This window comes from Desemzia sp. C1, from assembly GCF_020882875.1.
GTDB classification, from domain to species: Bacteria; Bacillota; Bacilli; order Lactobacillales; family Carnobacteriaceae; genus Desemzia; species Desemzia incerta.
Map to the genome: position 1 here is coordinate 2,432,746 of NZ_JAJIZP010000003.1, position 13,612 is coordinate 2,446,357.

At 39.1% G+C, this 13,612-nt stretch carries 12 protein-coding genes and 1 other annotated feature; of the genes, 2 read left to right on the plus strand and 10 right to left on the minus strand.

Annotation, left to right across the window (positions count from 1 at the left end; all coding sequences use genetic code 11):
* Positions 1 to 173: 173 nt before the first annotated feature.
* Positions 174 to 596 (minus strand): Fur family transcriptional regulator, encoded by a 423-nt coding sequence (locus tag LMF32_RS12185; RefSeq protein WP_092479967.1) that lies wholly within the window; start codon positions 594 to 596, stop codon positions 174 to 176.
* Positions 597 to 760: 164 nt separating this feature from the next.
* Between LMF32_RS12185 and LMF32_RS12190 the strand changes: the two genes are divergently transcribed.
* Positions 761 to 1,606: a pyruvate, water dikinase regulatory protein gene (locus LMF32_RS12190; RefSeq protein ID WP_188205246.1), complete on the plus strand. Its 846-nt coding sequence runs from the start codon at positions 761 to 763 to the stop codon at positions 1,604 to 1,606.
* Between the two features lie 105 nt (positions 1,607 to 1,711).
* On the opposite strand, the gene LMF32_RS12195 is transcribed toward LMF32_RS12190, so the two are convergent.
* From LMF32_RS12195 to hisS, 3 genes are all read right to left on the minus strand, one after another.
* A complete protein-coding gene (locus tag LMF32_RS12195; RefSeq protein ID WP_188205245.1) occupies positions 1,712 to 2,614 on the minus strand; it encodes a deoxyribonuclease IV in 903 nt (300 codons plus the stop codon).
* Between the two features lie 70 nt (positions 2,615 to 2,684).
* Positions 2,685 to 4,475, minus strand: coding sequence for an aspartate--tRNA ligase (aspS, locus tag LMF32_RS12200; protein WP_188205244.1), 1,791 nt, complete (start codon positions 4,473 to 4,475; stop codon positions 2,685 to 2,687).
* A 35-nt stretch (positions 4,476 to 4,510) separates the two neighbouring features.
* The gene (gene hisS / locus LMF32_RS12205) at positions 4,511 to 5,839 is read right to left on the minus strand and encodes a histidine--tRNA ligase (protein WP_188205243.1); all 1,329 of its coding nucleotides are present in this window, start codon (positions 5,837 to 5,839) and stop codon (positions 4,511 to 4,513) included.
* A gap of 68 nt (positions 5,840 to 5,907) precedes the next feature.
* Positions 5,908 to 6,121: a binding site (T-box leader), on the minus strand.
* Between the two features lie 308 nt (positions 6,122 to 6,429).
* On the opposite strand from hisS, the gene LMF32_RS12210 reads away from it, so the two are divergent.
* On the plus strand, positions 6,430 to 7,698 hold the full coding sequence (locus LMF32_RS12210; RefSeq protein WP_223156155.1) for an N-acetylmuramoyl-L-alanine amidase: 1,269 nt from the start codon (positions 6,430 to 6,432) through the stop codon (positions 7,696 to 7,698).
* Between the two features lie 42 nt (positions 7,699 to 7,740).
* Here the strand turns inward: LMF32_RS12210 and dtd are convergent, their stop codons facing one another.
* From dtd to LMF32_RS12240, 6 genes are all read right to left on the minus strand, one after another.
* A complete protein-coding gene (dtd, locus tag LMF32_RS12215; protein WP_188205241.1) occupies positions 7,741 to 8,187 on the minus strand; it encodes a D-aminoacyl-tRNA deacylase in 447 nt (148 codons plus the stop codon).
* Positions 8,188 to 8,289: 102 nt separating this feature from the next.
* On the minus strand, positions 8,290 to 10,503 hold the full coding sequence (locus LMF32_RS12220; RefSeq protein ID WP_230524911.1) for a bifunctional (p)ppGpp synthetase/guanosine-3',5'-bis(diphosphate) 3'-pyrophosphohydrolase: 2,214 nt from the start codon (positions 10,501 to 10,503) through the stop codon (positions 8,290 to 8,292).
* Between the two features lie 108 nt (positions 10,504 to 10,611).
* Positions 10,612 to 11,295, minus strand: a complete 684-nt coding sequence (deoC, locus tag LMF32_RS12225) for a deoxyribose-phosphate aldolase (RefSeq protein ID WP_092479959.1) — start codon at positions 11,293 to 11,295, stop codon at positions 10,612 to 10,614.
* 74 nt (positions 11,296 to 11,369) lie between these two features.
* On the minus strand, positions 11,370 to 12,125 hold the full coding sequence (locus tag LMF32_RS12230; protein ID WP_230524912.1) for a 16S rRNA (uracil(1498)-N(3))-methyltransferase: 756 nt from the start codon (positions 12,123 to 12,125) through the stop codon (positions 11,370 to 11,372).
* A 3-nt stretch (positions 12,126 to 12,128) separates the two neighbouring features.
* Positions 12,129 to 13,076 (minus strand): 50S ribosomal protein L11 methyltransferase, encoded by a 948-nt coding sequence (gene prmA / locus LMF32_RS12235; RefSeq protein WP_230524913.1) that lies wholly within the window; start codon positions 13,074 to 13,076, stop codon positions 12,129 to 12,131.
* Positions 13,077 to 13,109: 33 nt separating this feature from the next.
* Positions 13,110 to 13,598: a DUF3013 family protein gene (locus LMF32_RS12240; RefSeq protein ID WP_092479956.1), complete on the minus strand. Its 489-nt coding sequence runs from the start codon at positions 13,596 to 13,598 to the stop codon at positions 13,110 to 13,112.
* Positions 13,599 to 13,612: the final 14 nt, after the last annotated feature.

Genomic DNA, 13,612 nt, shown 5'->3' on the forward strand with positions numbered 1-13,612 from the left:
GCGTAGCGCGGTAGTTTTGCCAGGAATAGGATCAACGAAATAATGACAGTGAACCTAACTCAAATTTGAATAAAATCGGGACATTTTCATTTATCATTGACATATGACTTTAGCTATATTCAACAAAAAACACACTTTTATTTTCTGAATCAGACGTTATTCCCAATCAATTGTTAACTAGCTTGCAAACACTGCTCGCATTGACCAAAAATTTCAAATCGATGAGAGTTTATCTGACAACCGTTTAACTGGTCTTCAAAGAAGTTCATCGGACACATCTCAATGCGTTTGGTTTTACCGCATACTGTACAAATAAAATGGTGATGGTGACCAGAATGAGAACAGTTTAAGCGAAACAGCTTTTCTCCGTTCAGTTCAGTTTCTTCTACAATATCTAATTCCACAAATGTATATAAATTGCGGTAAATCGTGTCGTAGCTGATATTAGGGTATTTGACTTTTAACGTCTGTTGGACTTCTTTAGCCGTAATGTAACGATTTTCTTGATTAAAATAGCTTAATATACGTTCTCTTTTGTCCGTATATTTGTAGCCATTATCTTTTAAAATTCCAATTGCATTTTCTACTTCGTTCACAGGATACTTGCCTCCTTTAAAACGTACTCGTTTCGATTTGAATTATACCACTCTTTATTAGGAAATCAAGTTCTTTCTGTGCTTTATATCGTTTATCCGTTATACTAAAAGAGTATAGAAAATAAGGCTTACTACTATAGTAGACAGAAAAAGGAGAGATGGATATGGAAAATAACCATCCAGTAAATATTTATATCGTTTCAGATTCGGTAGGCGGCACAGCTAATTCTTTAGGAAAAGCAGCTATGTCTCAATTCCCTTCCGCTAATATTAAATTACACGGATACCCTTTTATCAGAGGTGAAGATACCCTGCTTTCGATTCTTGAAAAAGCAGTTGCTGAAGATGCAATGGTGCTGCACACCTTAGTATCCGATGACTTAACAAAAGTAGCACAAGATTATTGCTCCAAACACGATATTTATTGTGTTGATTTATTAAGTCCAATTATTCGCGAAATCCAAAAAAGATCCGGTGTACAACCTGCAAATAAACCGGGTGCTTTACATGAAATGGACGAAACGTATTTTGACCGTATCAGAGCTATTGAATTCGCTGTAATGTATGACGACGGAAGAGATCCTAAAGGATTTTTAGAAGCAGATATCATATTGTTGGGTATCTCTAGAACATCTAAAACTCCCTTAAGCATGTTCCTAGCTAACTTGAATTATAAAGTAGCTAATCTGCCGCTCGTTCCGGAATCACATATCCCTGAAGAGTTATGGCAAGTGGATCCTAAAAAAATCGTAGGTTTGACAAATAATCTAGATATGATCAACTCTATTCGTCAAGAACGGATGATTTCTTACGGATTGAATCCAGAAACGCCATATTCGAATAAAGAACGTATTGAAAGAGAATTGGAATTTTCAAATGATCTGTACGAAAAATTAGGCTGTCTTGTTATCAACGTAGAGAAAAGATCTATTGAAGAAACAGCTGCGATTATCGTCAGCACGTTGAAACTCGACAAAAAGAAACTCAATCATTTAGAAGAGTATAACTAATTCCTATTTGGACAACTATGAGAGATAACTAAAACTCAGACGACTGCCCGTGCTTTTAGATAAAGCCGGTGCAATCGTCTGAGTTTTTTAGTATCTATTAAAGATTTAGTAAGCTGTTCCGTTTAAGATGTCATCCAATACGTTTGGATTGAATTCTTTTTTGCGGAACATATTGATTTCATGTCCATAAGGGGCTTTTTTGTTCTTTTTGTCTTCTCCAACAAAAGGTGTTTCCAAAATTTTCGGCACTTTAGTCAATGCTTCATGATGAACGATCTTATTCAATGCTTCAAATCCAATCGTTCCAAAACCGATATTTTCATGACGGTCTTTATGACTGCCCATTGGATTTTTAGAGTCATTGACGTGGACAACTTTCAAGCGATCCAATCCGATAATGTGGTCGAATTCATTCAATACTCCATCGAAATCTTCTTTCACGTTATACCCTGCATCATTCGTGTGACACGTATCCAGAGTAACGGATAGTTTTTCATTCAATGTGACTCCATCAATGATCTTAGCAATCTCATCAAACGAGCGTCCAATTTCAGTTCCTTTACCCGCCATTGTTTCTAGAGCGATTTGAGCTGTTTGTCCAGGATGCAATACTTCATTCAATCCTTTAACAATTTGTTGGATAGCAGCTTCTACTCCTGCTCCGACATGAGCTCCTGGGTGCATCGTAATTTGAGTAGCTCCTAATGCTTCTGCTCTCACGATCTCTGCTCGTAAAAACTCAACAGCAAACCCAAAGTTTTCAGGTTTTATGGTATTGCCTAAATTGATAATATACGGAGCATGAACAACAATATCAGAGAGTCCATTTTCTTTGCAAAAGGCTTCTCCAGCTGGAATGTTCATCTCGTCTAAAGCTTTACGACGCGTATTTTGAGGTGCTCCAGTATAAATCATGAAAGTAGAGGCATTGTAGCTGGCTGCTTCTTGGGCAGCTCCCAGCAACATCTCTTTTCCTTTCATTGAAACGTGTGATCCAATCAAAACCATTTTATTCTCCTGCCTTTTCTAAACACTTATTTCTATTATAAGAGACTGATTACGAAAAAGAACTTCGTTATTATTCTTCCGTTGCTTCTTCATCTGATTCGATTTGAGCGGTTTGAATAGACAGTTCATCTAATTGTTTTACTTCTACAATGCTTGGCGCTTTAGCCATCGGATCAACCGCACGACCATTTTTGGGGAATGCGATCACTTCACGAATATTTTCTTCACCAGCCAACAGCATAGCAAAACGGTCTAATCCTAAAGCGATTCCTCCGTGTGGCGGGAATCCGTACTCTAAAGCTTCCAATAAGAAACCAAATTGTTCTTCTGCTTGTTCTTGAGTGAAGCCTAATGTTTTAAACATTTTTTCTTGGATGTCGCGTTTGTGGATACGGATAGATCCTCCACCTAATTCGTAACCATTCAATACGATGTCGTAAGCAATAGCTCTTACTTTATCCGGTTGTTCTTCCAAGAAGTGCAGTGTATCTGCTTCCGGCATAGTAAACGGATGGTGAACAGCTGTGTAACGGTCTTCGTTTTCATCGTACTCTACTAAAGGCCAGTCAACGATCCACAAGAAAGCAAATTGACTCTGATCGATCAAGTTCAATTCTTTTCCTAATTTCACACGTAAAGCTCCTAAAGCGTCATACACAACAGATGATTTATCTGCTACGAACAATAATAAGTCGCCAGGTTCAGCTTGAGTGCGTTCCATCAATGCTTCTGCGTCTTCTTTGAAGAATTTAGCAATCGGTCCTTTCAATCCTTCTTCGTCGACTTTCAACCAAGCAAGACCTTTAGCACCGTAAATACCGACGAACTCACCTAAAGCATCGATATCTTTACGAGAATAGTTATCTGCTGCTCCTTTAACGTTCAACGCTTTTACCATACCGCCATTGGCTACTGCTCCACTAAACACTTTGAATCCAGAATCTTTTACAACATCGTCTAGCGCGATCAATTCCAACCCAAAACGGATATCTGGTTTGTCGCTTCCGTAACGATTCATTGCATCGTCATAAGACATACGAGGGAACGGCAATGTTACATCGATTCCTTTAGTTTCTTTAACTACTTTAGCCAGCATTTCTTCTGTAAATGTTTGGATCTCTTCAGGCTCCAGGAAACTCGTTTCGATATCGATTTGAGAAAACTCTGGTTGACGGTCTCCGCGTAAATCTTCGTCTCTAAAACAACGAACGATTTGGTAGTAACGGTCAAATCCTGCTCCCATCAACAATTGTTTGAACAACTGCGGTGATTGAGGAAGAGCATAAAAATGTCCTGGATGTACTCTAGAAGGCACTAAATAGTCTCTTGCACCTTCAGGAGTTGATTTTGTTAAATACGGTGTTTCAATGTCGATAAAGTTTTGGTTGTCTAAAAAGTTCCGAACTGTTTTAGTCAATTGGTGACGTAAAATCAAGTTTTTCGTCATTTCCGGACGACGTAAGTCAAGATAACGGTATTCCATTCTTTTTTCGTCAGAAACCGACACTCCGTCTTCGATGTAAAATGGAGTAGTTTTTGCTTCATTCAAAACAGTGACTTCATGAGCTTCGATCTCTACACGCCCTGTTTGTAATTTATCGTTTTCCATTCCAGCCGAACGCTTCACTACAGTTCCTTTTACTTCGATGACATATTCGTTACGAATAGATTCAGCAATCTCTAAAGCTTCTTTAGAAAAATGAGGGTTAAAAACGATTTGAACGATTCCTTCACGGTCACGCAAATCAACAAATATCAAGTCACCTAAATCTCTGCGCTTTTGTACCCAACCTTTTAAGACAATTTCTTCTCCAACTAGTTCTTCAGTGACTTTGCCACAATATACTGTTCGTTTAGCCATTTTAATCAACCCTTCTATTCTTCTTTAATTCGTTCTTAGTCTTCTTTTTTGAAAAATTCGTTAAATGCAGTCATATCAGCAACTTTTAAATTGAAGATTTTTTCAAAATCACCGTCATAGATCTCTTCTAGTTCAACAGCAGATTCTTTTCCTGTTTTCATTACTTTAAAGTTGATCACGCCTTGTTCCAACTCATTTTGACCAAGCGTCAATACTACACGAGCATTTTTCTTGTTGGCTGCTTTGAATTGAGCTTTCAATTTACGGTCCAAGTAATCGCGGTCAGCAGACATTCCTGCAGCACGGATGGCTTGTACAACTTTTAATGTTTCTAAGTTTGTTTCTTCCCCAATACCGATCACATATACATCCAACTCTTCTTCTTCAAGAAGTTCAATGTTTTCAGCTTCCAAGATCATTAATAAACGTTCCATTCCAATACCGAATCCAAAACCTGGTGTAGCTGGTCCGCCGACTTCTTCTACTAAACCATCATATCGTCCACCAGCACAAATTGTTGTCAAACTTCCAAATGCTTCAGATTCTGTCATGACTTCAAAAATAGTATCGTTATAGTAATCTAACCCACGAACCATATTGCTGTCGATAACATATGGAATCTCCAAAGCATCCAGCATTTCTTTAACGACTTCGAAATGTTTTTTAGACGTTTCATTCAAATAGTCCAAAATCGATGGTGCATTCGCTACGATCTCTTTGTCTTTTTTGTCTTTACTGTCTAATACACGTAATGGATTTTTGTGTAGACGAGTTTTAGAATCTTCACTCAATTCTTCAAAATGAGGTTCTAAATAAGCGATCAACGCTTCACGATAAGCTAAACGGCTTTCTACATCCCCTAATGAATTGATCACTAGTTTTAAGCTTTCCAGTCCCAACTCTTGGAATAGATCCATCGCTAATGCAATTGTTTCTACATCTGTTGCAGGATTTTTACTGCCGAACACTTCTACACCCATTTGATGGAATTGGCGCATTCTTCCGCTTTGAGGACGCTCGTAACGGAACATTGGTCCTTGATAATAAACTTTATATGGTTTAGTGTGTTCTGGACCGAATAATTTATTTTCAACAAAAGCTCTAGCAACTGGTGCAGTTCCTTCAGGACGTAATGCTAATTCTCTATCTCCTTTGTCCTTGAAGATATACATCTCTTTCGAAACGATATCACTGGTTTCTCCTACACCTCTTGAAAATAAATCTTTGCTCTCAAAAATCGGTGTACGGATTTCTTCAAATTGGTAATCTGCAAATACAGCTCTAAATGTATCTTCTACATATTGCCATTGTTTTGCATTTTCTGGTAATAAATCAGCTGTTCCTTTTGGTTTTTGGAATCCCATAGTTCTCTCTCCTCTTATCAATCACATTTTTATACAAAAAAAACTCGTCCTTATTCTGCCATAAGCAAAATAAGGACGAGTGAACTTGTCAGCACGTGGTACCACCTTGTTTTGAAAGCTGGGTAGCTTTCCTTTACGATTAACGCTCGTGACGCAGCAGCTTTTCACTACTGTCCCTCAGGAGTGTCTTTCACATTATTTCACGCAGAATTTTTTTCAGCCAACGAAAATTCTCTCTTAGAATACGGAAAATAATATTACTTTCTCTTTCAACGGGTTCAGATCTATTGTATTAGCTCTAGATTACTAGAAAGCTTATAAATTGTCAAGACACATTCGAAGCGCCGGAAAATGTTCTTATCTAATACGAAATTATTGGTTTTTAAGGAATTATTTTCCATTTGTCCATGTTTGCTTCTATAATTCCTGTTTCTCTTTCAGATTTTAATTGCTTAATGGTCGAAACAATTGTTATACTTAATCATGACAAAAATAATCTTTTTTACATAAGATATGTTGAGAAAGTAGTGATTTTTATGCCCGATTCCACGACAATACATAAACCTAAAAAAACAACGATACTCCTTATTATGGGATTATTTCTTTTATTGACCACTTACGCTACTATTGCAATGGCTCAGACAAGTACCGTAACGATCAATGCCAGTGTAGTAAACGTTCGTACAGGACCTGGACTGTCTTATGACGTTATGTCTCAAGTAGTTCAGGATCAAAAAGTACAAGTCATTTCTGAAGAAAATGAATGGTACAAAGTACGCATTAGTAATGACCAGGTCGGCTGGATAGCCAGCTGGTTGGTCGACAATAGCGAGATCAGTGCAGCAACCAATTCAGTCGGAACCATTACGTATACCGAAGCGAATGTGCGAGCTGAAAGCAGCACAGACAGTGCTATATTGGGTGTCGTACCTGAAGGGACTCAATTGACAGTCCTCTTCCAACAAGAAGGCTGGACTCAAGTACAGTACAATGGCCAAGTCGCGTGGGTCAGTTCTGATTTGATTGAAGTCAGTGTACAACCTAAGCAAGAAGCTCCTTCTACAGTAGCGACAAAAGAAAATGCTGCAGCACCTGTACAAAAAGTAACGATTCGTTCCAACGGAACTAATATCCGCAGCGGTCCTTCTATTGAAGAAGGTGTAGTACATTCCGCTTCTAAAGGAGAAACATTTGCGTTTGTAGAAGCTGTCGGAGACTGGTACATTATAGAACTGGCTGATGGCTCGCAAGGTTATGTTGCAAATTGGGTCGTCGATCTGTCTGCAAACAACAAAGCTGCACCGACAGCGAACATAACCAATATTTCCGAAGCTACGATCGTTATTGATGCCGGACATGGCGGTAAAGACTCCGGAGCTTTAGCAAGTTCTTTCGATGAAAAAGATGCCACTTTGGCAACAGCTATCCTATTAGCCAACCGCTTACGGAATGCCGGGGCAAATGTCATTTTGACACGGGAATCCGATGAATTTATTGAGCTGCGTGATCGTGCATACATTAGTAACAATGCTCATGCCGATGCCTTTATCAGTATCCATTACGATTCGACTGAAGTTCGCAATGAGATCAGCGGTACAACAACGTATTACTACCATGAAGACGAAAAAGGGTTAGCTGATTTGATCAATCAAAACTTAAGTCAGTACGGCCCTCTTCCAAATAACGGTGTCCGACGAGGCGACTATTATGTCTTGAGAGAAAATTACCAACCTGCTGTATTGTTGGAATTAGGGTATTTGAACAACGACAGAGATCAACAAATCGTTAATACGAACCAATACCGTTCTCAAGTAGTCGAAGGTATCTATCAAGCATTAAATCAATATTTTGCACCTTAAAACAAAAAGCAGTTGAGTCCAGTGACTCAACTGTTTTTTCGTTTATTTCTGTTTACTGTCGATCAAAATCGTGACTGGACCGTCGTTCACTAAAGAGACTTGCATGTCGGCACCAAATTGTCCGACTTCAACTTTAAAACCTTGTTCTCTCAGTTGTTGATTGAATGCATCATACAGAGGGATAGCCCGGTCCGGTTTGGCAGCTTCGATAAAACTTGGACGGTTGCCTTTTTTAGTGTTGGCGTGCAATGTAAATTGAGAGATAGACAGGATCTCTCCTCCTACATCAGCTAAAGAAAGGTTCATTTTTCCTTCCCCATCTTCAAAAATTCTCATTTTGCTGATTTTGCGCACTAAGTACTCTACATCTTCTTGAGTATCTTCTTCTCCTATCCCAACCAGCAAGACAAAGCCATGATCGATAGCTCCTACTATTTCTTGATTGATTGAAACGGATGCTTTTTTTGAACGTTGAATAACTACTCTCACTTTATGAACTCCTTTTTTGTTTCATTAGATAAAGCACATTCCATTAAGCAGAGAAGTTTTGCTCTTCTGTCGCTTTGATGAAATGTGCTTCAATTGTTTTTGTTAAGAAGTGATTCTTCTTACGGTATATACATCTGGAATATTCTTGATCTTATCTACGATTTTTTCCAATTGGTTCAGATTGACGATTCCGATTGTTAACGTAATGGTCGCCATTTTATTATTATCTATACGTCCATTGACGTTGCTGAGATTTTTCGTTTGTGTATTCACTACTTGTAAAATCTCATTCAACAAACCAGTACGGTTGTATCCTTCAACTTGAAGTTCCGCATTGTATTCTTTTTTGGCGTTAGAAGTGTCTTCCCACTCCACATCGATTAATCGATCCTCTACCTCGGAAGAAGAGTTCACATTGGCACAGTCCTTACGGTGAATAGAGATTCCTCTACCTTTTGTAATATAGCCCACGATCTCGTCTCCAGGAACAGGGTTACAACAACGACTCAAGCGAGTCAACAAGTTGTCTACTCCTTGGATGACGACACCGTCTTCGTGCTTGATCTTCATCTTTTCAGTTTCAGGTTTCTTAGGTTTCAGCTCAATGGTATCCATTTCAGCGAACTTCTCATCGTTTTTGCGATCGCGACGTTCTTTTTCGGTCAAGCGATTGGCTACCACTAAAGCCGTCAGCTCTCCATACCCAATAGCCGCTAATAAATCTTCTTCACTGCTGAAGTTGAATCGATCCAAAAGCATTTTCATGTTCGCTTTAGTCAAATATTCTTTTGGCTGAAAATTCATTTCCAGCAATTGTTTTTCGACTAAATCTTTTCCTTTAATAATGTTTTCTTCACGGTCTTGCAGTTTAAAGAATCTCTTGATTTTGTTTCTGGCTTTTGAAGTCGAAACGAAGTTCAACCAGTCTCTACTAGGACCGTATGAATTGGTCGACGTTAAAATCTCAACAATGTCCCCTGTTTTTAACTTGTAATTCAAGGGAACGATTTTGCTGTTGATTTTGGCTCCTACAGCTTTATTTCCGATTTCGGTATGCACGCTGTAAGCAAAATCCAAAGGACCTGAACCTAAAGGAAGTTCCGTAACGTCGCCTTTTGGTGTGAAGACATACACTTTATCTCTAAAGATGTCGTCTTTTACACTTTGCATGAAGTCGCCGGCATCATCCGACTCATCCTGCAATTCAATAATGTCTCTAAACCAAGGAACTGTGTCGTTGATTTGTGGTCCTTCGACTTTTTGGGTAATGCCTTCTTTATAAGCCCAGTGTGCTGCGACCCCATATTCAGCAATATGGTGCATTTCTTTGGTTCTGATTTGAACCTCTACAGGATTGCCGCCAGGACCAATGACTGTCGTATGCAACGACTGGTACATGTTAGCTTTTGGCATTGCGATATAATCTTTGAATCTTCCAGGCATTGGTTTCCATCTAGTGTGGATCGCCCCTAAAACAGCATAACAATCCCTAATGGAATCTACGATGGCCCGTATAGCCAACAAGTCATAGATCTCATTGAATTGTTTCTTTTGATCTCTCATTTTCCGGTAGATCGAATAAATGTGTTTCGGACGTCCAGTAATTTCAGCATCAATATTCAAATCGTCTACTGAATGCTGGATCTCTTCAATCGCATTTGCAATATACCCTTCGCGCTCTTCGCGTTTCGAGCTCATCAAATGCACGATGCGGTAATATTGTTGCGGATTCAAATAGCGTAAAGAAGTATCTTCTAGTTCCCATTTGATCCGGTTGATCCCTAATCGATCAGCTAACGGCGCATAAATTTCCAACGTCTCATTAGCGATACGACGTTGTTTTTCAGGACGATGGTATTTTAACGTACGCAAGTTGTGTAAACGGTCAGCCAATTTGACCATGATCACTCTTAAATCATTGGCCATTGCCAACAGCATTTTACGATGGTTTTCCGCTTGGTGTTGTTCCAAGGATTGAAATTGGATTTTCCCAAGCTTGGTTACTCCATCTACCAATTCAGCGACTTCTTGAGAAAACTCATTCGCGATATCATCAAATGTAAAATCAGTATCTTCTACTACATCATGCAAGAATCCTGTTGCTACAGTTACCGGATCCATTTTCAATTCTGCCAGAATGCCTGCAACTTGAATCGGATGTGTAAAGTACGGTTCGCCAGATTTACGAAATTGACCTTCGTGAGCTCTTTCGGCAAAATCACTTGCTTTTTTGACAAACGCCACATGGTTGCTATTCATATAAGTCAATGTTAACGCAATAACTTCTTTGGCGGTATACTCTTTATTTTTAGGCATTTTGTCACCTTCTCTTTAATTTAACTAGGTGTATAAAAATAGCACTCGAAGCGAGTGCTATCCAACTGTCTAATCTTAGATTAATTATACTCTTTACGTATTTCTATTTCAATAGCTTGAAGAACTGTCTGCTTGATCAGAAGATTTTCCAAGCAAAGCAATTCCGTTAGAAGAACCTAAACGAGTTGCTCCTGCTTCGATGAAAGCTTCAGCATCTTCAGTGGTACGAACGCCGCCGCTTGCTTTCACTCCTAGTTCAGGACCAACAGCACTGCGCATCAATTTGATGTCTTCTACTGTTGCACCGCCAGTTGAGAATCCAGTAGACGTTTTAACGAAATCTGCTCCAGCTTTTTTCGCGATTTCACATGCTCTGATTTTTTCTTCATCAGTCAATAAACTTGTTTCAATGATTACTTTTGTCAACGCTTTGCCTTCAGCAGCTTTTACAACGCCTTCGATATCGCGTTCTACAGTCTCGTCGTCTTTATCTTTCAACGCACCGATATTGATAACCATATCTACTTCTGTTGCACCGTTTTGAATAGCATTTTTTGCTTCAAATGCTTTAACTTCAGGAGTTGTTGTTCCTAAAGGAAAGCCGATTACTGTACATACTGCTACATCTGATCCTGTTAAGTATGCCGCTGCTTTTTTGACCCATGTAGGGTTAACGCATACTGACATAAAATGATGAGCTGCTGCTTCTTCACACAATACTTTGATTTGCTCTTCAGTCGCATCCGCTTTTAATAATGTATGGTCAACATATTTGTTTAAATCGTTTATCACAATACATCCCTCTTTTCATCATATTCCATTAATAGTATACCTTACTTCAACGGTTAAAAAAACACATTTTATCATTAATTTAATTCTGTAATGTAAGAAATAACCGACAACGCGTACAATGGAGCCGTTTCCGTACGTAAAATACGCGGCCCTAAAGAACACACTACAAAACGTTGTTCTTCCAGCAATTGAATTTCTTTTGGCGACAAACCGCCTTCAGGTCCAAACACAATCAAAACAGACTGACCAGGTTGGAGTTGGTTCAATACAGAACGAAAATTCTGCATTTCTCCATTTTTAGCATTCTCTTCATATGCTACGATACAGTAATCATACGTACCGCTTTGTTGAAGCAATTCTTTAAAAGTTGCGATGGAATGTACTTCTGGCACCTTTGTCCGATGAGCTTGTTCAGCAGCTTCTTGGGCGATTTTGCTCAAACGCTCTTGTTTTTTTGCAGCTTTTTTTGCGTCCCACTTCACGATCGTAAAATCTGATTTAAAAGGTAAGAAAGCGTGCGCACCCAATTCTGTTCCCTTTTGAACGATCCATTCTAGTTTATCCCCTTTAGGCAGACCGCTGGCGATTGTTACGTCTACAGGCAATTCTTTACTTTGGTCCTCATCTGCCGTCCATTTCAAATGAACTTCATCTTTTGACACAGCAATGATTGCTGCTTTAAAAGCCGTTTGGTCCGGCAAGACCAGTATAACTTCATCATCCTCTTCCATTCGCATGACTCGAATCATGTGATGGAACTGTTCACCTTCGAGAACAATCTCCGCTGAGCGGTAGTCCTCTAAAGATTCAGCCAAAAAATAGCGTTGCACGATCTAGTCCTCCTCCACTTTTTGAGCGACGATCGCAAACCAGTCTTTCATTTGAAGAACTTGCAAGATCGTAAAGCCTTGTGTTTCCAGCTCACTTAAAATCAATTCTTTCTTCGCTTCGATGATTCCTGAAGTAATAAAGATGCCATTTGGTTTCAGCAGTCTCCAAGCATCTGGAATTAAAGGCACAATGATTTCCGCTAAAATATTCGCCACTACAATATCTGCTGGGATCTTGATCCCTTTCAGCAAATCATTCGCAGAAACAGAAACATTCTGAGCGTAAGCGTTCATTTTTACGTTTTCTTTAGCCGATCTGACTGCTACTTCGTCCAAGTCAAAAGCATGAATTTCTCCAGCTCCTAAAGCGCTGCTGGCGATGCTTAACACACCTGAACCTGTTCCCACATCTAAGATTGTTTCTCCGCCTCTGATATACGTTTCGAGTCCTTGTAAAGATAAACGAGTTGTCGCATGCGTCCCTGTACCAAATGCCAAACCTGGATCTAGTCGAATAACGATTTCCCCATCCAATTTTGGTTCGTATTCTTCCCACTGTGGCGCCACTGTCAAGTAACGAGTGATTTGCTGCGGGTGATAGTATTTTTTCCACGCAGAAGCCCAATTTTCTTCTTGGACATCTTCAATGCTGAATGTATTAGGTCCAATAGATAATCCATACGATTCCAAGGCTAAGATGCGTTGCTTGATCTCGGGAATCAATTCCATCAAGTTTTTCGTTTCAGGGAAATAGGCTTTTACTAAAGACCCTTCCGAAACGTAATCTTGATTTTCTAAAATACGGATTTCTCCAAACCCGTCATCTGGTGTTGATAAAAAATCTTGTACATTTTCAATAGCTACACCGCCTGAACCTGCTTCAATAAAAATATTCGAAACAGCTTCGATAGCTTCATTTGAAGTGTGTACACTTACTTCAGTCCATTTCATAATCGATTGACTCCTGTCTAATAGATGTTTGCATTAAAACTTCGGATAAGGAAGCGTTTTGGTTTCGTAACGATTTGTATCTTTCAATGTTGCGATCGTTTGATCGAAGTTATTTTCTTGCCAGTTCAATTCAAACGTTTCGATTTCTGGATTTTGCGCGAATTCATTTAAATTGGTTTGTCCTTCACTGACCACTAAACGCAAGATTTTTAAGACCGCGTCCAAATAGCCTTGTTCGATTCCTTTTTTGATTGAAAATGGAAAAGCTTTAAGATAGTCATCCAACAATATTTTAGATTTTTCTGGATCGTAAAAACAAATCGCATCTTCAAATTGAATGCCTTCCTCTTCATTGACAGTTCCTTCAACGTCTTCGATAACCATATCTTCTGAAGTTTCTGCATAAATCGTTACAAACAATTCGATGACGTGTTGTCTTTTGTTCCAATTTACTTCCCAATCAAAGGGCGCTTCAGTTTTCTCAAGGTTCTCTATTAAGTATTCAACGATATCTGTATTCATTTATTTATCCCCTC

What these genes read in the sequence shown, in the direction of transcription:
- LMF32_RS12210 (WP_223156155.1), top strand. Translation starts at nt 6,430, where the DNA reads ATGGGATTATTTCTTTTATTGACCACTTACGCTACTATTGCAATGGCT.
- hisS (WP_188205243.1), bottom strand. Translation starts at nt 5,839, where the DNA reads ATGGGATTCCAAAAACCAAAAGGAACAGCTGATTTATTACCAGAAAAT.
- prmA (WP_230524913.1), bottom strand. Translation starts at nt 13,076, where the DNA reads ATGAAATGGACTGAAGTAAGTGTACACACTTCAAATGAAGCTATCGAA.
- LMF32_RS12220 (WP_230524911.1), bottom strand. Translation starts at nt 10,503, where the DNA reads ATGCCTAAAAATAAAGAGTATACCGCCAAAGAAGTTATTGCGTTAACA.
- LMF32_RS12190 (WP_188205246.1), top strand. Translation starts at nt 761, where the DNA reads ATGGAAAATAACCATCCAGTAAATATTTATATCGTTTCAGATTCGGTA.
- LMF32_RS12240 (WP_092479956.1), bottom strand. Translation starts at nt 13,598, where the DNA reads ATGAATACAGATATCGTTGAATACTTAATAGAGAACCTTGAGAAAACT.
- LMF32_RS12195 (WP_188205245.1), bottom strand. Translation starts at nt 2,614, where the DNA reads ATGGTTTTGATTGGATCACACGTTTCAATGAAAGGAAAAGAGATGTTG.
- aspS (WP_188205244.1), bottom strand. Translation starts at nt 4,475, where the DNA reads ATGGCTAAACGAACAGTATATTGTGGCAAAGTCACTGAAGAACTAGTT.